Raw genomic sequence first — 18,725 nt, forward strand, 5'->3', positions numbered from 1 at the left:
CCGGAGCCGGAGCGTGCGATTGACCAGCCGTTCCTGATGCCGATCGAAGACGTATTCTCTATCGCTGGCCGTGGTACTGTAGTTACCGGTCGTGTAGAGCGCGGTATCGTTAAAGTTGGTGAAGAAGTGGAAATCGTTGGTATCAAAGATACCACCAAGACCACCTGTACCGGCGTTGAAATGTTCCGTAAGCTGCTGGACGAAGGTCGTGCAGGCGAGAACATCGGTGCACTGCTGCGTGGCGTGAAGCGTGAAGACGTAGAGCGTGGTCAGGTACTGGCCAAGCCGGGCACCATCAAGCCGCACACCAAGTTTGAATCTGAAGTGTACGTGCTGTCCAAAGAAGAAGGTGGTCGTCATACCCCGTTCTTCAAAGGCTACCGTCCGCAGTTCTACTTCCGTACTACCGACGTGACCGGTACCATCGAACTGCCGGAAGGCGTAGAGATGGTAATGCCGGGCGACAACATCAAGATGGTTGTTACCCTGATTGCACCGATCGCAATGGACGACGGCCTGCGTTTCGCTATCCGTGAAGGTGGCCGTACCGTAGGTGCTGGTGTTGTAGCTAAAGTTATCGCTTAATCTTTGGCTTACATAAATAAAGCAAAGCCCCTATAATAGGGGCTTTCTTATGCAGGGGCGTAGTTCGAATTGGTAGAACAGCGGTCTCCAAAACCGATGGTTGCGGGTTCGAGTCCTGCCGCCCCTGCCATATACCTCGTCTCGTACGGGGCTTTTGTGTCTTTGGTTACGTCAGATACAGGTGGGTTGTATGAGTGTTAGTTCTGAGAACCAGGGCGGAAGCAAGGATACCCTGCTTTGGGGCCTGGTTTTCATTATCCTGGTGGCCGCTGTAGTAGGTAATTATCTACTGAGCGATGTTATTGCTGCCGTCCGCGCCTTGGGTGTGGTCATTGTCATCGCTGCTGCCGGTGCAGTAGCCCTGCAAACCACCAAAGGGAAGGCAACACTGGCATTCGCCCGTGAGTCTCGCCTGGAAGTCCGCAAGGTCGTATGGCCAACCCGTCAGGAAGCCATTCAGACAACCCTGATTGTGCTGGCGGTGACCGCCGTGATGGGGCTGCTGCTGTTCGTTCTGGACGGCGCCTTGGTCTGGTTGGTCAACCTGATTACCGGTGTGTAAGGATAAGCCATGACTGAACAACGTGAACAGCGTATGAGATGGTATGTCGTGCAGGCGTTTTCCGGCTATGAAGGCCGTGTCGCCAAATCCCTGCGCGAGCATATCAAGATGCATGGCATGGAAGACATGTTCGGTGAAGTACTGGTCCCGACCGAAGAAGTGGTCGAGATGCGTGCAGGCCAGAAGCGCAAGAGTGAGCGCAAGTTTTTCCCGGGCTATGTCCTGGTTCAGATGATCATGGATGAAACTACATGGCACCTGGTGCGTAACGTACCGCGCGTCATGGGCTTCATCGGCGGTACTTCCGACCGTCCGGCACCGATCTCCGACAAAGAGGCCGATGCCATCCTGAACCGTCTGCAGGATGCCCACGACAAGCCGCGTCCGAAAACCCTGTTTGAACCGGGTGAAATGGTGCGGGTTGCCGATGGTCCGTTTGCCGACTTCAATGGAACCGTTGAAGAGGTGGACTACGAGAAGAGCCGCGTGAAGGTTTCTGTACTGATCTTCGGTCGTTCTACTCCCGTTGAGCTGGATTTCGGTCAGGTCGAAAAGGGCTGATTGATTTCTGTTCACTCAACAGTTGTCAGGGGCAGCGAATATCTCTATAATTCGCTGCCCCTTTATTAGTTGGGGAGCCGTTTGCAGGAGCATGTCTCCGAGGCGCTAGAACCCATTTTTGAGGTAATTTCCTAATGGCTAAGAAAGTCACAGCTTATATCAAGCTGCAGGTTGCTGCTGGTGCAGCCAACCCGTCTCCTCCCGTTGGTCCTGCACTGGGTCAACACGGTGTTAACATCATGGAATTCTGTAAGGCGTTCAACGCTCGTACAGAAAAGCTGGAAAAAGGTTCACCGACCCCGGTCGTGATCACCGTTTACAGCGACCGTTCCTTCACCTTCGAAACCAAGACTCCGCCTGCTTCCTTCCTGCTGAAGAAAGCTGCTGGCATCAAGTCTGGTTCTGCCAAGCCGAACAAAGACAAGGTTGGTAAGGTGACCGTAGCCCAGCTGCAAGAAATCGCCAAGACCAAAGAACCGGATATGACCGGTGCCGATCTGGATGCAAAAGTACGTTGCATCGCAGGCTCCGCTCGTTCCATGGGTCTGGTAGTGGAGGATTAAGACAATGGCTAAACTTTCCAAGCGTATGCGCGTTATTCGCGAAAAAGTTGACGGTACCAAAGAGTACTCCATCAACGAAGCCATTGCCCTGCTGAAAGAACTGGCTACCGCCAAGTTCGTTGAAAGCGTTGACGTTGCTGTCAACCTGGGTATCGACGCTCGTAAATCTGACCAGAACGTACGTGGTGCTACTGTACTGCCGCACGGTACCGGTCGTGATGTACGCGTTGCCGTATTTACCCAAGGTGCCAATGCCGAAGCAGCTAAAGCTGCCGGTGCTGACCTGGTAGGTATGGATGACCTGGCCGATCTGGTTAAGAAAGGCGAGATGAACTTCGACGTAGTTATCGCATCCCCGGATGCCATGCGCGTTGTTGGTCAACTGGGTCAAATCCTGGGCCCGCGCGGCCTGATGCCGAACCCGAAAGTTGGTACTGTAACTCCTAACGTTGCCGAAGCTGTCAAGAACGCCAAGGCTGGTCAGGTTCGTTACCGTAACGACAAGAATGGTATCATCCATACCACTCTGGGTAAGGTTTCTTTCAACGAAGTTCAGCTGAAAGAAAACTTGGAAGCTCTGCTGGTTGCCCTGAAAAAAGGCAAGCCCTCTTCCGCCAAAGGTCAATTCATCAAGAAAGTCAGCATCTCCACCACCATGGGTGCCGGTGTTGCCGTAGACCAAGCTTCTCTGGAAGCTCAGGCCTAATTGATGGGTTTTACAAGGCGCAAAATTTAATCTATAATTTTGCGCCTTGATTGGTTGGGGGTTTCGACCTCCGTCCAAGACCGCAGGAGGCTGTAAAGCCTTAATGTTTCCTGCGTAGACGGTGCCGGAAACCCAGCGAGAAAGATTCTTTCTCTTCTGGAATCCTGCTACCGCATCGTTCCCCTCTGTTGTAAAGGTAGGGGGGATGTGTCAGTACTGGGTCATTTGACCCGGATTCAATCCAGGAGTTAAGCCAATGGCATTGGGACTCGAAGACAAAAAGGCAATTGTTGCTGAAGTCAACGAAGCTGCCAAAGGCGCTCTTTCTGCAGTTGTTGCCGATTCTCGCGGTGTCACTGTAGACAAGATGACCGTCCTGCGTAAAACCGCTCGTGAAGCCGGTGTGTACATGCGCGTTGTGCGTAACACCCTGCTGCGTCGCGCGGTAGAAGGTACCGAATACGAGTGCCTGAACGACGCATTTACCGGTCCTACCTTGATTGCTTTCTCTAACGAACACCCGGGCGCTGCTGCTCGTCTGTTCAAAGAGTTTGCCAAAGCGAACCAAAAGTTCGAAATCAAGGCTGGCGCTTTTAACGGTGAGTTTATCGCCGCAGCACAAATTGATCGTCTGGCCACGCTGCCGACCTACGACGAAGCAATTGCGAAGTTGATGGCTACTATGAAAGAAGCCTCTGCTGGCAAGCTGGTTCGTACCATCGCTGCTGTGCGTGATCAGAAGCAAGCTGCTGCTTGATTCTCGCCTATTTAGGCTGTTTGAGTTTATTCAACATCAGGAATTTTTGTCATGTCTATCACTAAAGACCAAATCATCGAAGCCGTTGCTTCCATGTCCGTAATGGAAGTTGTTGAGCTGATCGAAGCTATGGAAGAGAAATTCGGTGTTTCTGCCGCTGTTGCTGTTGCTGCCGGTCCGGCCGCTGAAGCAGTAGAAGAGAAGACCGAGTTCGACGTAGTTCTGACTGCTGCCGGTGCCAACAAAGTTGCCGTCATCAAAGCCGTTCGTGGCGCTACCGGTCTGGGCCTGAAAGAAGCCAAAGATCTGGTAGAAGCTGCTCCGGCTAACCTGAAAGAAGCCGTCTCCAAAGACGAAGCTGAAGCTCTGAAGAAAGAGCTGGAAGCTGCCGGTGCTTCTGTTGAGATCAAATAATCTGCATTTATGTAGATTAGCCTGATAAAACAGGCTAGGGCTGGTGAATTTTTGTTCACCAGCCTTTTTGCGCTGTAGACTGAGAGCATTTCACACCGTTTACGACTCTCGGTGCACCAGCAATCCGGACTGTCTTCTTTCGTCCGGGCCAACACAAAACGGTGTTGAGACAGAGCTGTCCCGCGGGACAGAGTGGGTCACTTATCAGCGAGCTGAGGAACCCTATGGTTTACTCTTATACCGAAAAAAAACGCATTCGTAAGGACTTCGGTAAGCGAGACCAGGTACTGGACACGCCTTATCTGTTGTCCATTCAGCTGGACTCCTTCAAGCAGTTCATCGAGGCTGACCCGGAAGGTGAATATGGCCTAGAGGCCGCTTTCCGTAGCGTTTTCCCGATCACCAGTTACTCCGGTAGTGCTGAGCTTCAGTATGTCAGCTATCGCCTGGGTGAGCCGGTATTTGACGTAAAAGAATGCCAGATCCGTGGAGTGACCTACTCCGCGCCGCTGCGTGTCAAGCTTCGTATGGTTCTGTACGACCGTGAAGCAGCTGCCGGCACCGTCAAAGACATCAAGGAACAAGAAGTATACATGGGCGAAATTCCGCTCATGACCGAGAACGGCACCTTTGTTATCAATGGTACCGAGCGGGTTATCGTTTCCCAGCTGCACCGCAGCCCGGGCGTCTTCTTCGACCACGATAAAGGCAAAACACATTCATCCGGTAAGGTGCTGTATAACGCTCGCGTTATCCCCTACCGTGGCTCCTGGCTGGACTTCGAGTTCGATGCGAAAGACAACCTGTTTGTCCGTATCGACCGTCGTCGCAAACTGCCGGCATCCATTATTCTGCGCGCCCTGGACTTCACTTCCGAACAAATCCTGGCCACCTTCTTCGAAACCATCGGTTTCGAGGTCAAAGATGGCAAGTTGATGATGGATCTGGTGCCGGAGCGCCTGCGTGGCGAAACTGCGACCTTCGACATCGTGGCCAATGGTGCCGTGGTTGTTGAAACCGGTCGTCGTGTGACTGCCCGTCACATCCGTCAGTTGGAAAAAGACGCAGTTACCCAGATTGAGGTACCGGTTGAGTACGTTGTTGGCAAAGTTGCAGCCAAGGACTACGCACATCCGCAAACTGGCGAACTGGTAGTGGCAGCCAACCAGGCGCTGAGTCTGGAAGCGATTGCCAACCTGTCCCAGGCCGGCTTCAAGCATTTCGAGGTTCTGTTCACCAACGAACTGGATCACGGTGCCTACATGTCCGAGACCCTGCGCGTCGATTCCAGCACCAACCGTCTGGAAGCGCTGGTAGAAATCTACCGCATGATGCGTCCGGGCGAGCCGCCGACACGTGAAGCAGCAGAGCAGCTGTTCGAAAACCTGTTCTTCTCTGCCGAGCGTTACGACCTGTCTACCGTAGGTCGGATGAAGTTCAACCGCCGTCTGGGTCGTGAAGACGAGACTGGCGCTGGCGTACTGACCAAAGACGATATCGTCGATGTAATGAAGCGCCTGATCGACATCCGTAACGGTAACGACGAAGTGGACGATATCGACCACCTGGGTAACCGTCGTATCCGTTCTGTCGGTGAAATGGCTGAAAACCAGTTCCGCGTCGGTCTGGTGCGTGTCGAGCGTGCGGTCAAGGAGCGTCTCTCCCTGGGCGACCTGGACACCCTGATGCCGCAGGATCTGATCAACGCCAAGCCGATCTCCGCCGCAGTCAAAGAGTTCTTTGGTTCCAGCCAGCTGTCCCAGTTTATGGACCAGAACAACCCGCTCTCCGAAGTGACCCACAAGCGCCGTATCTCTGCGCTGGGCCCGGGCGGTTTGACTCGTGAGCGTGCCGGCTTTGAAGTCCGAGACGTACACCCGACCCACTACGGTCGTCTGTGCCCTATCGAGACTCCTGAAGGTCCGAACATCGGTCTGATCAACTCTCTGTCCGTGTACTCTCGTACCAACGAGTACGGTTTCCTCGAGACCCCGTACCGCAAGGTCATTGACGGTGTGATCACCGACGAAGTGGACTACCTGTCTGCTATTGAAGAAGGCAAGTACGTGATCGCACAGGCTAACGCCGCGACCACCGAAGATGGCCGTCTGAAAGATGAATTGATCCCGTGCCGTCACAAAGGTGAATCCACCTTTATGAACGCCGACCAGATCCAGTATATGGACGTGAGCCCGCAGCAGATCGTATCTGTGGCAGCGGCTCTGATCCCGTTCCTGGAACACGATGACGCGAACCGCGCATTGATGGGTTCAAACATGCAACGTCAGGCTGTACCGACTCTGCGTGCTGACAAGCCGCTGGTAGGTACCGGTATGGAACGCGCTGTGGCCGTTGACTCCGGTGTAACCGTAGTGGCCAAGCGTGGCGGCGTAATCGACTATGTCGATGCCTCCCGTATCGTCCTGAAGGTCAATGAAGATGAGCTGATGCCAGGCGAAGCCGGTATCGACATCTACAACCTGACCAAATACACCCGTTCCAACCAGAACACCTGTATCAACCAGCGTCCTTGCGTGATGTTGGGTGAGCCGGTCATGGCTGGCGACGTACTGGCTGACGGCCCGTCCACCGACCTGGGGGAACTGGCGCTGGGTCAGAACATGCGCGTCGCGTTCATGCCGTGGAACGGTTACAACTTCGAAGACTCGATCCTGGTGAACGAGCGTGTTGTTCAGGAAGATCGCCTGACCACCATCCATATCCAGGAACTGGCCTGTATCTCCCGTGACACCAAGCTGGGTCCGGAAGAGATCACGGCTGACATCCCGAACGTGGGTGAAGCCGCTCTGTCCAAGCTGGACGAGTCCGGTATCGTCTACGTGGGTGCCGAAGTGAAGGGCGGCGATATTCTGGTCGGTAAGGTAACCCCGAAAGGTGAAACCCAGCTGACGCCGGAAGAGAAGCTGCTGCGCGCCATCTTCGGTGAGAAGGCGTCCGATGTGAAGGACTCCTCCCTGCGTGTACCGAACGGTGTGTACGGTACCGTGGTTGACGTGCAAGTCTTTACCCGCGATGGCGTGGAAAAAGACAAGCGTGCCAAAGAAATCGAAGAGATGCAGCTGAAGGAAGCGAAGAAGGACTTGACCGAAGAGTTCAAGATCCTGGAAGACGGCATTTTCGGCCGCTCCCGCAACCTGCTGCTGGCCGCCGGTTACAGCGAAGATCGTCTGAACAAGCTCGATCGCTCCAAGTGGTTTGAACTGGCCATCGAAGACGAAGGCAAGCAGACCGAACTGGAACAGATCGCTGAACAGCACGTTGAGCTGAAAGCCGAGTTCGACAAGAAATTCGAGAACAAGCGTCGCAAGATTATCCAGGGTGATGATCTGGCGCCGGGCGTACTGAAAATCGTCAAGGTTTATCTGGCAGTCAAGCGTCGCATCCAGCCGGGTGACAAGATGGCGGGCCGTCACGGTAACAAGGGTGTTATCTCCAAGATCTGTCCGGTCGAGGATATGCCTCATGACGAGTTCGGCCGTCCGGTCGACATCGTACTGAACCCGTTGGGCGTACCATCCCGTATGAACATCGGTCAGATCCTCGAAGTGCACTTGGGCCTTGCGGCCAAGGGTATCGGCGAGAAGATCGATCGCATGGTCAAAGAGCAGCGCGAGCTGCACGAGATGCGCAACTTCCTGCAACAGGTCTATGACCTGGGCGAGAAGGACACCCAGCAAGTGAACATCGCCGAACTGTCTGACGACGACGTACGTACCCTGGTGGGTAACCTGCGTAAGGGTCTGCCGGTTGCTACTCCAGTGTTTGATGGTGCCAAAGAGCGCGAAATCAAAGCCCTGCTGAAGCTGGCCGATCTGCCGGAGTCCGGTCAGATTGATCTGTTCGATGGCCGTACCGGTAACCGCTTCGAGCGTAAAGTAACCGTTGGTTACATGTACATGCTCAAGCTGAACCACCTGGTCGACGACAAGATGCACGCGCGTTCTACCGGTTCTTACAGCCTGGTTACCCAGCAGCCGCTGGGTGGTAAGGCTCAGTTCGGTGGTCAGCGTTTCGGTGAGATGGAAGTGTGGGCCCTGGAGGCTTACGGTGCGGCATATACCCTGCAGGAGATGCTGACCGTCAAGTCTGACGATGTGAATGGCCGTACCAAGATGTACAAGAACATCGTGGATGGCGACCACCGTATGGAGCCGGGCATGCCCGAATCCTTCAACGTATTGCTGAAGGAAATCCGCTCTCTGGGTATCAACATCGAGCTGGACGAAGAGTAAGAGCTCGCTCTTATTGTTCGAGAATTGACGTGGGCGCCCCGCTGTTTTGGCAGCCGGGGCGCCGAGGTTAGACTCCTGACAGGGGAAACACGTGAAAGACTTACTCAAGTTTTTGAAGGCTCAGACCAAGACCGAAGAGTTTGACAGTATCAAGATCGGTCTGGCCTCTCCTGACATGATCCGCTCCTGGTCATTCGGTGAGGTCAAAAAGCCTGAGACCATCAACTACCGGACTTTCAAGCCGGAGCGTGATGGTCTGTTCTGCGCCCGTATCTTCGGACCGGTGAAGGACTACGAGTGTCTGTGCGGCAAGTACAAGCGCCTGAAACACCGTGGTGTGATCTGTGAGAAGTGCGGCGTTGAAGTGACCCAGACCAAGGTCCGTCGTGAGCGTATGGGCCACATCGAGCTGGCCAGCCCGACTGCCCACATCTGGTTCCTGAAGTCCCTGCCGTCCCGTATCGGTCTGCTGCTGGACATGACCCTGCGCGACATCGAACGCGTGCTCTACTTCGAATCTTTCGTAGTTATCGAGCCGGGCATGACCAACCTCGAACGCAGCCAGATGCTCTCCGAAGAGCAGTACCTGGATGCGCTGGAAGAGTGGGGCGACGAATTTGACGCCAAGATGGGTGCCGAAGCAATCCTGGCATTGCTGCGCGCCATCGATCTGGAAGGTGAAGTCAAAGCGATGCGTGAGGAGCTGGATCAAACCAACTCCGAGACCAAACGCAAGAAGACCACCAAGCGTCTGAAGCTGATGGAAGCTTTCCTGCAGTCCGGCAACAAGCCGGAGTGGATGATCATGACAGTGCTGCCTGTGCTGCCGCCGGACCTGCGTCCGCTGGTACCGCTGGACGGCGGCCGTTTCGCGACTTCCGATCTGAACGATCTGTACCGTCGCGTGATCAACCGTAACAACCGCTTGAAGCGTCTGCTGGATCTGGCTGCTCCGGACATCATCGTGCGCAACGAAAAGCGTATGCTGCAAGAGTCCGTCGATGCGCTGCTGGATAACGGCCGTCGCGGTCGTGCCATCACCGGTTCCAACAAGCGCCCGCTGAAATCCCTGGCCGACATGATCAAGGGTAAGCAGGGTCGTTTCCGTCAGAACCTGCTCGGTAAGCGTGTCGACTACTCCGGTCGTTCCGTTATCACCGTAGGCCCGACTCTGCGTCTGCATCAGTGCGGTCTGCCGAAGAAGATGGCGCTGGAACTGTTCAAGCCGTTCATCTATGGCAAGCTGGAAACCCGCGGTCTGGCGACCACTATCAAGGCCGCCAAGAAGATGGTGGAGCGCGAAGAAGCTGTCGTTTGGGATATCCTGGACGAAGTGATCCGCGAACATCCGGTTCTGCTGAACCGTGCACCGACTCTGCACCGTCTGGGTATCCAGGCATTCGAACCGACTCTGGTCGAAGGCAAGGCAATCCAGCTGCACCCGCTCGTTTGTGCTGCGTATAACGCGGACTTCGATGGTGACCAGATGGCGGTTCACGTACCGCTGACCTTGGAAGCCCAGCTGGAAGCGCGTGCGCTGATGATGTCTACCAACAACATCCTGTCGCCAGCCTCCGGTGAGCCGATCATCGTTCCTTCTCAGGACGTGGTCTTGGGTCTGTACTACATGACCCGCGCCCGCATCAATGCGAAGGGTGAAGGTATGGTGCTGTCCGGCCCGAAAGAGGCCGAGAAAGTGTACCGTGCTGGTCTGGCCGACCTGCATGCTCGCGTCAAGTGCCGCATCACCGAGTACGTGAAGAACGAAGCCGGTGAGCTGGTTGCCAAGACCGAGATGAAGAACACCACCGTTGGTCGTGCGATCCTGAGCCTGATCCTGCCGAAAGGTATGGAATACGCCCTGATCGACGAGCCGAAGGTGCTGACTGCTGCCGAGCAGGCCGATCTGGAAGCCAATCCGCAGAACTGGATCAAATGCGTATCCAACAAGGCGCTGGGCAAAAAGCTCATCTCCCGTCTGCTGAACACCTGCTATCGCAAGCAGGGGCTGAAGGACACCGTTATCTTCGCTGACCAGCTGATGTATACCGGTTTCCACTACGCGGCGCTGTCCGGTGCTTCCGTTGGTATCGATGACATGGTCATCCCGGATGCCAAGAAAGACATCATCGCGTCTGCCGAAGCCGAAGTTGCCGAGATCCAGGACCAGTTCCTGTCCGGTCTGGTAACTGCGGGCGAACGTTACAACAAGGTTATCGATATCTGGGCCAGCGCCAACGAGCGCGTCTCCAAAGCCATGATGGAGAACTTGTCCAAAGAGCGTAACGTCAACTCGCTGGGTGAAGAAGAAGAGCAGGCCTCGTTCAACAGCATCTTTATGATGGCTGACTCTGGTGCGCGTGGTTCCGCCGCTCAGATCCGTCAGCTGGCCGGTATGCGTGGCCTGATGGCCAAGCCGGATGGCTCCATCATCGAGACTCCGATCATCGCGAACTTCCGCGAAGGCCTGAACGTACTGCAGTACTTTATCTCTACCCACGGTGCTCGTAAGGGTCTGGCGGATACTGCACTGAAGACTGCGAACTCCGGTTACCTGACTCGTCGTCTGGTAGACGTGGCGCAAGACATGGTGATCACCGAGGACGATTGCGGCACTACCGACGGTCTGTGGATGACTCCGCTGATCGAGGGTGGCGACGTGGTCGAGCCGCTGCGTGAGCGCGTATTGGGTCGTGTGGTGGCAGAAGATGTCATCAAGCCGGGTACCGAGGACGAGATCCTGGTTGCTCGCAACACCCTGCTCGACGAGCAGCTGTGTGACCTGCTGGAGCGTAACTCCGTTGACCGTGTGAAGGTTCGTTCTGCCATCACCTGTGAAACTGACTTCGGTAACTGTGCTCACTGCTACGGCCGTGATCTGGCCCGTGGTCACCTGGTTAACAAGGGTGAGGCTGTCGGTGTTATCGCCGCCCAGTCCATCGGTGAACCGGGTACCCAGCTGACGATGCGTACTTTCCACATCGGTGGTGCTGCATCTCGTGCCGCTGCTGAAAGCAGCATCCAGGTCAAGAACACCGGTACCATCAAGCTGCAGAACGCCAAGTTCGTTCACAACAGCGATGACAAACTGGTTATCACCTCACGTTCTACCGAACTGACCATCATGGACGACATGGGCCGTACCAAGGAAAGCCACAAGCTGCCTTACGGTTCCGTGCTGGAAGTGAAGGACGGCCAGGCCGTGAGCGCTGGCGAGACCGTTGCCAACTGGGATCCGCACACCCACCCGATCATCACCGAAGTGGCTGGTCGCCTGCAGTTCGAACACATGATCGATGGCGTGACCATCACTCGTCAGACCGACGAGCTGACCGGTCTCTCTTCTATCGTTGTTCTGGACGTCAACGAGCGTCCGAGCGCCGGTAAAGAGATGCGTCCGACCGTTAAACTGGTCGACCTGAACGGCAAAGACGTGATGATCCCGGGTACCGATGTAGCCGCCCAGTACTTCCTGCCGGGCAAGGCGATCGTGAACCTGGAAGATGGTGCCAATGTGGGCGTGGGTGACGCGGTAGCGCGTATCCCGCAAGAGTCCGGCGGTACCAAGGACATCACCGGTGGTCTGCCGCGCGTTGCGGATCTGTTCGAAGCACGTCAACCGAAGGAACCGGCAATTCTGGCCGAGATCTCCGGTACCATCTCCTTCGGGAAAGAGACCAAGGGCAAACGCCGTCTGGTCATCACCCCGACCGATGGTGGCAACGTCTACGAAGAGATGATTCCGAAGTGGCGTAACCTGAACGTGTTCGAAGGTGAAAAAGTTGAGAAGGGTGAAGTGCTGGCGGACGGTCCTGAGTCTGCTCACGACATCCTGCGTCTGCGCGGTATCAGCCCGGTCGCCAACTACATCGCCAACGAAGTGCAGGACGTTTACCGTCTGCAAGGCGTTAAGATCAACGACAAGCACATCGAAGTCATCGTTCGTCAGATGCTGCGCAAGTGCGAGATCCTGAGCGCTGGCGATACCGATCTGATCGAAGGCGAACAGGTTGAAGTGGCTCGTGTGAAGATTGCCAACCGTAAGCTGGTTGCCGAGGGCAAGACCCCTGCGACCTACCGTCATGTACTGATGGGTATTACCAAGGCATCTCTGAGCACCGAGTCCTTCATCTCCGCGGCTTCCTTCCAGGAAACCACTCGCGTTCTGACCGAAGCCGCCGTAGGTGGCAAGCGTGATGAACTGCGTGGTCTGAAAGAGAACGTCATCGTGGGTCGTCTGATCCCGGCTGGTACCGGCTTTGCCTACCACCACAGCCGGATCAACCAGCGTGCTGCCGCAGCTCGTGCTGTTGGCACCCCGCAGGTGACCGCTGATGAAGCGGAGCAGAACCTGGCGGATCTGCTGAACGCAGCCGGTAGCTTCGACGAAGAGTAACTCGTCATCCGTGATTGAAAAGGGCTCCTTCAAGGAGCCCTTTTTGTTGGCCAATTCCTCGGCAAAGGTAGACGCAGCGCGGGTTTCAGGATGATCCAGAGCAAAGTTGTAGAGTAAAAAATCAAAAAAAGTTGACTTTGCTCCCCTGCAATTTAACACTCGGGAAAGTTGAATGGTTATTACAGGGGTAGAACATGACTGTCGGTATCGAGGAAGCCATGCTTCCCGAAGAACAGCTGATCAGCCGCACTTTTACAGATGAAGACAGGGAATTGTTGCGCTCATACGATGGGCTCATCGATGGTTTGGCCGAGCTGTTCGGCAAGCATTGTGAAGTGGTACTCCACTCCCTGGAAAATCTGCACGAGTCGGTGATCAAGATCGCCAACGGCTTCAATACCGGACGCACCCTCGGGGCGCCCATCACCGATCTCGCCCTGCGCATGCTCAAAGACATCGAGAGCACCGGCCAGGATTACACCCAGAGCTATTTCGCTCGCAGCCGTACCGGCGCGCTGATGAAGTCGAGCACCATCGCCATTCGCAACCGCGAGCGACAAGTGGTGGGGCTTATCTGCATCAACCTGCACATCAATGCGCCTTTCCACGAGTTCGTGGCCGAATTTTTCCCGACGCCCCAGCAGGCGGCGCGCCAGTCACCAGAGACCTTTGCCAACAGCGTGGAAGAGCTGGTTGCCCAGACGGTGGATAACACCATCGACGAGATCAATCGCGATCCCACCGTGGCCAACAATGCCAAGAATCGCTTCATCGTGACCCAGCTGTTCGAGAAGGGCATTTTTGACATCAAGGATTCGATCAATCTGGTGGCGGACAAACTCAATATTTCAAAACATACCGTTTATCTTTACATCCGACAGCGCAAGCAGGGTGAAGACGAGAACGAGTAACTCATTCCAGAAGGGGATAGATGAATGGCTAAAGAAGTGATTGCAACCGACAAGGCGCCTGCCGCGATTGGTCCGTATGTTCAGGCTACCAAGGTTGGCGAGATGATCTTCACCTCCGGGCAGATCCCGCTCGATCCTGCCACCATGGAAATCGTGGCTGGCGGCATTGAAGAGCAGGCCGAGCGGGTGATGAAGAATCTGATTGCCGTGTTGCACGCTGCGGGTGCCGATGCCAGCAAAGTGGTCAAAACCACCTGCTTCCTGAGCGACATGAACAACTTCGTTGCCTTCAATCAGGTCTATGCCCGTTACTTTGGCGATGCGGCGCCAGCTCGCTCCTGCGTAGAGGTGGCCCGTCTGCCGAAAGATGTGCTGGTCGAGGTCGAGGCGATTGCCCATCTCTGATCAACAGATCGAATCAAGCCCCTCCTGGCAGGGGCTTTTTTGTTTTTGGCGTAAAATGGACCGGGTCAGCACAGGAGTCCTGCTATGAGTCTGAGTTTTGCCATCCTGGTCACGGGGCCTGCCTATGGCACCCAGTCGGCCAGCACCGCCTATCGTTTTGCCCGCACCTTGTTGGCACAGGGGCATACCTTGTCCCACCTGTTCTTCTATCAGGACGGGGTCTGCAACGGCAACGGTTTGCATCTGCCTGCATCCGATGAGACTGACCTGGTGCGTCTATGGCGAGAGCTGGCGGAAGAGCAGGGGATCGGTATCGACGTCTGTGTCGCCGCCGCCATGCGGCGCGGTGTGCTCGATGAACAGGAAGCCAAGGGGGCAGGGCTGGAGCACTTCAATCTGCAAGCGCCATTTTGCCTGAGCGGTCTGGGCCAGTTGGCCGAGGCGGCGCTCACCACCGATCGGCTGGTTCAGTTCTAGGGGGAGTCATGAGCAAGAAAATCGCCTTTATCTGCAGTCGTGGTCCCCATGGCCATGCCGCCGGCCGGGAAGGACTGGATGCCTTGCTGGCCACCTCGGCCATGACCGATGAGCTGGCCCTCTTCCTGATTGGGGACGGTGTGTTGCAACTGCTCAAGGAACAGCAGCCTGCCGCCATTTTGCAGCGCCACTACGCGCCCACCTTCAAGATGCTGGAACTCTACGACATCGAAGAGGTCTATGTTTGTGCTGACTCGCTGGCAGAGCGTGGCGTGACAGTGGATGATCTGCTGATCCCCGTCGAGAGTCTGCCGCGCCAGGAACTGGCTCGGCGCTGGGCACAATGTTCGACTCACATCAGCTTTTGAGGTCTCCATGTTGCATCTGATATTGAACTCTCCCTTTCAGAGTCAGGCTCTGGCAGAGGCGCTCTCATACCTTCAGCCCGAGGATGAGCTGGTACTGATGCAGGATGCCGTGATTGCGGCATCGGCTCCCCAGTGGAGCGCGCGGCTGGCGGGTATCCCGCTTTATGTGATGCAGGAAGATCTGCAAGCTCGCGGTTTGCAGCATCGGGTGGGTAATGTGCTCGATATGGCGGGTCTGGTGGCACTGATTGCGCAAAAAGGTTCCCCGCGCACCTGGGGTGGCTGAGAAGCACATTTCCAAGAAAATTCAAGGTGATATCGTGAAATCAAACGGATCCGAATTGCCCTTTTGTGGCGCAAATTGTATAAATCTTGACTCCCCAGACAACAGGGCATAAAATTTCGCGTCCCCGTATCTGCGGGGAGGATTTTCCACACGTTTATGAAGTCATTATCAGGAGCCTTTTGATGGCAACTATTAACCAGTTGGTTCGCAAGCCACGCATCAAGCTCGTTGTGAAAAGCAACGTGCCGGCGCTGGAAGCGTGCCCTCAGAAGCGTGGCGTATGCACTCGTGTATATACCACCACCCCGAAGAAGCCTAACTCTGCACTGCGTAAAGTGTGCCGTGTACGTCTGACCAACGGCTTCGAAGTCACCTCCTACATCGGCGGTGAAGGTCACAACCTGCAAGAGCACTCTGTTGTTCTGATCCGTGGCGGTCGTGTAAAAGACTTGCCAGGTGTTCGTTATCACACCGTTCGTGGTGCGTTGGACTGTGCCGGTGTTAAAGACCGTAAGCAGGCTCGCTCCAAGTATGGCGTGAAGCGTCCTAAAGCTTAATGGTTCTCCGTTAAGTAAGGCCAAACGTTAATTCGTTTCTAGTTAGATAGCTTTCTAGTTTTGGGTAATCCCTGAAGTTACGGAGAATTTGAAATGCCAAGACGTCGTGTTGTTGGTCAGCGTAAAATCCTGCCAGATCCCAAGTTCGGATCAGAGCTGCTGGCTAAATTTGTCAACGTAGTAATGGTTGACGGTAAGAAATCTGTTGCAGAAGCCATTGTTTATGGCGCCCTGGACATCATTGCCACCAAATCTGGCAAAGAGCACCTGGCCGTATTCGAAGAAGCTCTGGATAACATTCGTCCGGCGGTCGAGGTTAAATCTCGTCGCGTCGGTGGTGCAACCTATCAGGTGCCGGTAGAAGTTCGTCCGGTACGTCGCAATGCCCTGGCAATGCGCTGGTTGGTTGATGCCGCTCGTAAACGTGGTGAAAAATCAATGGCTCAGCGTCTGGCTGGCGAGCTGCTGGATGCCGCTGACAATAAGGGTTCGTCTGTCAAGAAACGTGAAGACGTTCACCGTATGGCTGAAGCGAACAAAGCCTTCGCTCACTTCCGCTGGTAATCCGCTTGCGCAGGGTCTTTTGACTCTGCGCACCTTTAATTATCTAGGGACAAGCGCCTTAGTAAGAGGATGACAATGGCTCGTACAACCCCCATTGAGCGTTATCGTAACATCGGTATCTCCGCTCACATTGACGCCGGTAAGACTACTACTACCGAGCGCGTACTGTTTTACACCGGTGTAAGTCACAAGATCGGTGAAGTTCACGATGGCGCTGCCACCATGGACTGGATGGAACAGGAACAAGAGCGTGGTATCACCATCACCTCCGCCGCGACCACCGCTTTCTGGTCCGGTATGGGTAAACAGTTCCAACCGCACCGTATCAACATCATCGATACCCCGGGCCACGTTGACTTTACTATCGAAGTAGAGCGTTCAATGCGTGTTCTGGACGGTGCCGTGATGGTGTACTGTGCCGTAGGTGGCGTACAGCCACAGTCTGAAACCGTATGGCGTCAGGCTAACAAGTACAAGGTTCCCCGTATCGCGTTCGTCAACAAGATGGACCGTACCGGCGCCAACTTCCTGCGCTGCGTTGAGCACATCAAGACCCGTCTGAAAGGTACTCCGGTTCCCCTTCAGCTGAACATCGGCTCTGAAGAGAACTTCAAGGGCGTTGTTGACCTGGTCAAGATGAAAGCCATCAACTGGAATGAAGCTGATCAGGGCGTATCCTTCGATTACGAAGACGTCCCGGCCGAGTTGCTGGAACAGGCGCAAGAAATGCGCATGAATCTGGTTGAAGCCGCTGCTGAAGCGTCTGAAGACCTGATGGAAAAATACCTGGGCGGCGAAGAGCTGACCGAGGAAGAGATCAAAGGTGCTCTGCGTCAGCGCGTGCTGAACAACGAAATCATCCTGGTAACCTGTGGCTCCGCGTTCAAGAACAAGGGCGTACAGGCAATGCTGGATGCCGTGATCGAGTACCTGCCAGCTCCGACCGACGTTGCTGCTATCGACGGCCTGAAAATGGACGGCGAGACCAAAGACGAGCGTCACGCTTCTGATGACGAGCCGTTCTCTGCTCTGGCGTTCAAGATCGCTACCGACCCGTTCGTCGGTAACCTGACCTTCTTCCGTGTCTACTCTGGCGTGATCAACTCCGGTGACACCGTGCTGAACTCCGTCAAGGACAAGCGCGAGCGTTTTGGCCGTATCGTTCAGATGCATGCCAACAAGCGTGAAGAGATCAAAGAAGTACGCGCTGGTGACATCGCTGCTGCTATCGGTCTGAAAGACGTGACCACTGGTGACACCCTGTGTGACCCGAACGCACCGATTATCCTCGAGCGTATGGAATTCCCGGAGCCGGTAATTTCTATCGCGGTTGAGCCGAAAACCAAGGCTGACCAGGAGAAGATGGGTCTGGCTCTGGGCCGTCTGGCTCAGGAAGATCCGTCCTTCCGCGTATGGACTGACGAAGAGTCAGGTCAAACCATCATCGCTGGTATGGGTGAGCTGCACCTGGACATCATCGTTGACCGTATGCGTCGCGAGTTCAAGGTTGAAGCCAACGTAGGTAAGCCGCAGGTTGCCTACCGTGAAACCATCCGTACCACCGTTAAAGACATCGAAGGCAAGCATGCCAAGCAGTCTGGTGGTCGCGGTCAGTACGGTCATGTTGTTATCGACATGTACCCGCTGGAAGAAGGCAAAGCCTACGAATTCGTCAACGACATCAAAGGTGGTGTCATTCCTGGTGAATTCATCCCGGGTGTTGATAAAGGTATCCGTGAGCAGCTCAAATCTGGTCCGCTGGCTGGTTACCCGGTTATGGATCTGGGTGTGCGTCTGCACTTCGGTTCTTACCACGATGTCGACTCTTCCGAACTGGCGTTCAAAATCGCTGCTTCCATGGCCTTTAAGGCTGGCTTCATGAAAGCCAACCCGGTTCTGCTCGAACCGATCATGAAAGTAGAAGTTGAAACTCCGGAAGATTACATGGGCGACGTTATCGGTGACCTGAACCGTCGTCGTGGCCTGATCGAAGGTATGGAAGATGGCCCGTCCGGCAAGATCGTGCGTGCTCTGGTGCCGCTGGCCGAAATGTTCGGTTATGCAACTGCACTGCGTTCCGCTACCCAGGGTCGCGCTTCCTACGCCATGGAATTCGCCAAGTATCACGATGCACCGACCAACGTTGCACAAGCCGTGATCGAAGAGCGCAAATCCAAGTAATTTAAGATTCCCCGCCTACGACGGTAGGCGGGTTTAACCTAGAAGGACTACGTCGTGTCTAAAGAAAAATTTGAGCGTAATAAACCGCACGTAAACGTCGGCACCATCGGCCACGTTGACCACGGTAAAACCACCCTGACTGCAGCTATCACCAACGTGCTGGCCAAGCACTTCGGTGG

The 18,725-nt window shown here is 55.1% G+C and carries 18 protein-coding genes and 1 tRNA gene; all 19 read left to right on the top strand.

Annotated features, from left to right (window positions below; translation table 11 throughout):
- Window positions 1-585: EF-Tu/IF-2/RF-3 family GTPase (locus tag G5287_RS20425; RefSeq protein ID WP_421179904.1), on the top strand; the 585-nt coding region annotated here is incomplete at its 5' end.
- Window positions 586-638: 53 nt separating this feature from the next.
- Window positions 639-715: transfer RNA gene (locus G5287_RS20430), tRNA-Trp, on the top strand.
- 60 nt (window positions 716-775) lie between these two features.
- Window positions 776-1,147, top strand: a complete 372-nt coding sequence (gene secE / locus G5287_RS20435; RefSeq protein WP_005341843.1) for a preprotein translocase subunit SecE — start codon at window positions 776-778, stop codon at window positions 1,145-1,147.
- A gap of 33 nt (window positions 1,148-1,180) precedes the next feature.
- Window positions 1,181-1,708 (top strand): transcription termination/antitermination protein NusG, encoded by a 528-nt coding sequence (gene nusG / locus G5287_RS20440; RefSeq protein WP_019840195.1) that lies wholly within the window; start codon window positions 1,181-1,183, stop codon window positions 1,706-1,708.
- A 134-nt stretch (window positions 1,709-1,842) separates the two neighbouring features.
- Window positions 1,843-2,271, top strand: coding sequence for a 50S ribosomal protein L11 (gene rplK, locus G5287_RS20445; protein WP_026456244.1), 429 nt, complete (start codon window positions 1,843-1,845; stop codon window positions 2,269-2,271).
- A gap of 4 nt (window positions 2,272-2,275) precedes the next feature.
- Window positions 2,276-2,977: a 50S ribosomal protein L1 gene (gene rplA / locus G5287_RS20450; protein ID WP_005339888.1), complete on the top strand. Its 702-nt coding sequence runs from the start codon at window positions 2,276-2,278 to the stop codon at window positions 2,975-2,977.
- Between the two features lie 256 nt (window positions 2,978-3,233).
- Window positions 3,234-3,734 carry a 50S ribosomal protein L10 gene (rplJ, locus tag G5287_RS20455; protein ID WP_216952230.1) on the top strand — a complete coding sequence of 167 codons (501 nt, stop codon included), beginning with the start codon at window positions 3,234-3,236 and terminating at the stop codon, window positions 3,732-3,734.
- A gap of 51 nt (window positions 3,735-3,785) precedes the next feature.
- Entirely contained in the window at window positions 3,786-4,148 is a 363-nt protein-coding gene (gene rplL, locus G5287_RS20460; RefSeq protein WP_005341840.1) for a 50S ribosomal protein L7/L12, read from the top strand.
- Between the two features lie 224 nt (window positions 4,149-4,372).
- Entirely contained in the window at window positions 4,373-8,401 is a 4,029-nt protein-coding gene (gene rpoB, locus G5287_RS20465) for a DNA-directed RNA polymerase subunit beta (protein ID WP_421173225.1), read from the top strand.
- Window positions 8,402-8,492: 91 nt separating this feature from the next.
- The gene (gene rpoC, locus G5287_RS20470) at window positions 8,493-12,797 is read left to right on the top strand and encodes a DNA-directed RNA polymerase subunit beta' (protein ID WP_100647045.1); all 4,305 of its coding nucleotides are present in this window, start codon (window positions 8,493-8,495) and stop codon (window positions 12,795-12,797) included.
- 194 nt (window positions 12,798-12,991) lie between these two features.
- Window positions 12,992-13,708: a helix-turn-helix transcriptional regulator gene (locus G5287_RS20475; protein ID WP_064338927.1), complete on the top strand. Its 717-nt coding sequence runs from the start codon at window positions 12,992-12,994 to the stop codon at window positions 13,706-13,708.
- Window positions 13,709-13,732: 24 nt separating this feature from the next.
- A complete protein-coding gene (locus G5287_RS20480) occupies window positions 13,733-14,113 on the top strand; it encodes a RidA family protein (RefSeq protein ID WP_227341805.1) in 381 nt (126 codons plus the stop codon).
- Window positions 14,114-14,197: 84 nt separating this feature from the next.
- Window positions 14,198-14,590 carry a sulfurtransferase complex subunit TusD gene (gene tusD / locus G5287_RS20485; protein ID WP_227341806.1) on the top strand — a complete coding sequence of 131 codons (393 nt, stop codon included), beginning with the start codon at window positions 14,198-14,200 and terminating at the stop codon, window positions 14,588-14,590.
- Window positions 14,591-14,598: 8 nt separating this feature from the next.
- The gene (tusC, locus tag G5287_RS20490) at window positions 14,599-14,958 is read left to right on the top strand and encodes a sulfurtransferase complex subunit TusC (RefSeq protein WP_005341830.1); all 360 of its coding nucleotides are present in this window, start codon (window positions 14,599-14,601) and stop codon (window positions 14,956-14,958) included.
- 7 nt (window positions 14,959-14,965) lie between these two features.
- Window positions 14,966-15,244, top strand: a complete 279-nt coding sequence (gene tusB / locus G5287_RS20495; RefSeq protein WP_005339909.1) for a sulfurtransferase complex subunit TusB — start codon at window positions 14,966-14,968, stop codon at window positions 15,242-15,244.
- Between the two features lie 182 nt (window positions 15,245-15,426).
- The gene (gene rpsL / locus G5287_RS20500) at window positions 15,427-15,801 is read left to right on the top strand and encodes a 30S ribosomal protein S12 (protein WP_005306278.1); all 375 of its coding nucleotides are present in this window, start codon (window positions 15,427-15,429) and stop codon (window positions 15,799-15,801) included.
- A 93-nt stretch (window positions 15,802-15,894) separates the two neighbouring features.
- A complete protein-coding gene (gene rpsG / locus G5287_RS20505; protein WP_005339911.1) occupies window positions 15,895-16,365 on the top strand; it encodes a 30S ribosomal protein S7 in 471 nt (156 codons plus the stop codon).
- A gap of 75 nt (window positions 16,366-16,440) precedes the next feature.
- The gene (fusA, locus tag G5287_RS20510; RefSeq protein WP_021229318.1) at window positions 16,441-18,546 is read left to right on the top strand and encodes an elongation factor G; all 2,106 of its coding nucleotides are present in this window, start codon (window positions 16,441-16,443) and stop codon (window positions 18,544-18,546) included.
- A gap of 54 nt (window positions 18,547-18,600) precedes the next feature.
- Window positions 18,601-18,725: GTP-binding protein (locus G5287_RS20515; protein ID WP_234887766.1), on the top strand; the 125-nt coding region annotated here is incomplete at its 3' end.

This window comes from Aeromonas sp. 603079 (assembly GCF_049172135.1).
GTDB classification, from domain to species: Bacteria; Pseudomonadota; Gammaproteobacteria; order Enterobacterales; family Aeromonadaceae; genus Aeromonas; species Aeromonas veronii.

Bases quoted from the DNA above. Each gene is read 5' to 3' on its own strand.
- secE (WP_005341843.1), top strand. From the start codon at position 776: ATGAGTGTTAGTTCTGAGAACCAGGGCGGAAGCAAGGATACCCTGCTT.
- nusG (WP_019840195.1), top strand. From the start codon at position 1,181: ATGAGATGGTATGTCGTGCAGGCGTTTTCCGGCTATGAAGGCCGTGTC.
- rplK (WP_026456244.1), top strand. From the start codon at position 1,843: ATGGCTAAGAAAGTCACAGCTTATATCAAGCTGCAGGTTGCTGCTGGT.
- rplA (WP_005339888.1), top strand. From the start codon at position 2,276: ATGGCTAAACTTTCCAAGCGTATGCGCGTTATTCGCGAAAAAGTTGAC.
- rplJ (WP_216952230.1), top strand. From the start codon at position 3,234: ATGGCATTGGGACTCGAAGACAAAAAGGCAATTGTTGCTGAAGTCAAC.
- rplL (WP_005341840.1), top strand. From the start codon at position 3,786: ATGTCTATCACTAAAGACCAAATCATCGAAGCCGTTGCTTCCATGTCC.
- rpoB (WP_421173225.1), top strand. From the start codon at position 4,373: ATGGTTTACTCTTATACCGAAAAAAAACGCATTCGTAAGGACTTCGGT.
- G5287_RS20475 (WP_064338927.1), top strand. From the start codon at position 12,992: ATGACTGTCGGTATCGAGGAAGCCATGCTTCCCGAAGAACAGCTGATC.
- G5287_RS20480 (WP_227341805.1), top strand. From the start codon at position 13,733: ATGGCTAAAGAAGTGATTGCAACCGACAAGGCGCCTGCCGCGATTGGT.
- tusD (WP_227341806.1), top strand. From the start codon at position 14,198: ATGAGTCTGAGTTTTGCCATCCTGGTCACGGGGCCTGCCTATGGCACC.
- tusC (WP_005341830.1), top strand. From the start codon at position 14,599: ATGAGCAAGAAAATCGCCTTTATCTGCAGTCGTGGTCCCCATGGCCAT.
- tusB (WP_005339909.1), top strand. From the start codon at position 14,966: ATGTTGCATCTGATATTGAACTCTCCCTTTCAGAGTCAGGCTCTGGCA.
- rpsL (WP_005306278.1), top strand. From the start codon at position 15,427: ATGGCAACTATTAACCAGTTGGTTCGCAAGCCACGCATCAAGCTCGTT.
- rpsG (WP_005339911.1), top strand. From the start codon at position 15,895: ATGCCAAGACGTCGTGTTGTTGGTCAGCGTAAAATCCTGCCAGATCCC.
- fusA (WP_021229318.1), top strand. From the start codon at position 16,441: ATGGCTCGTACAACCCCCATTGAGCGTTATCGTAACATCGGTATCTCC.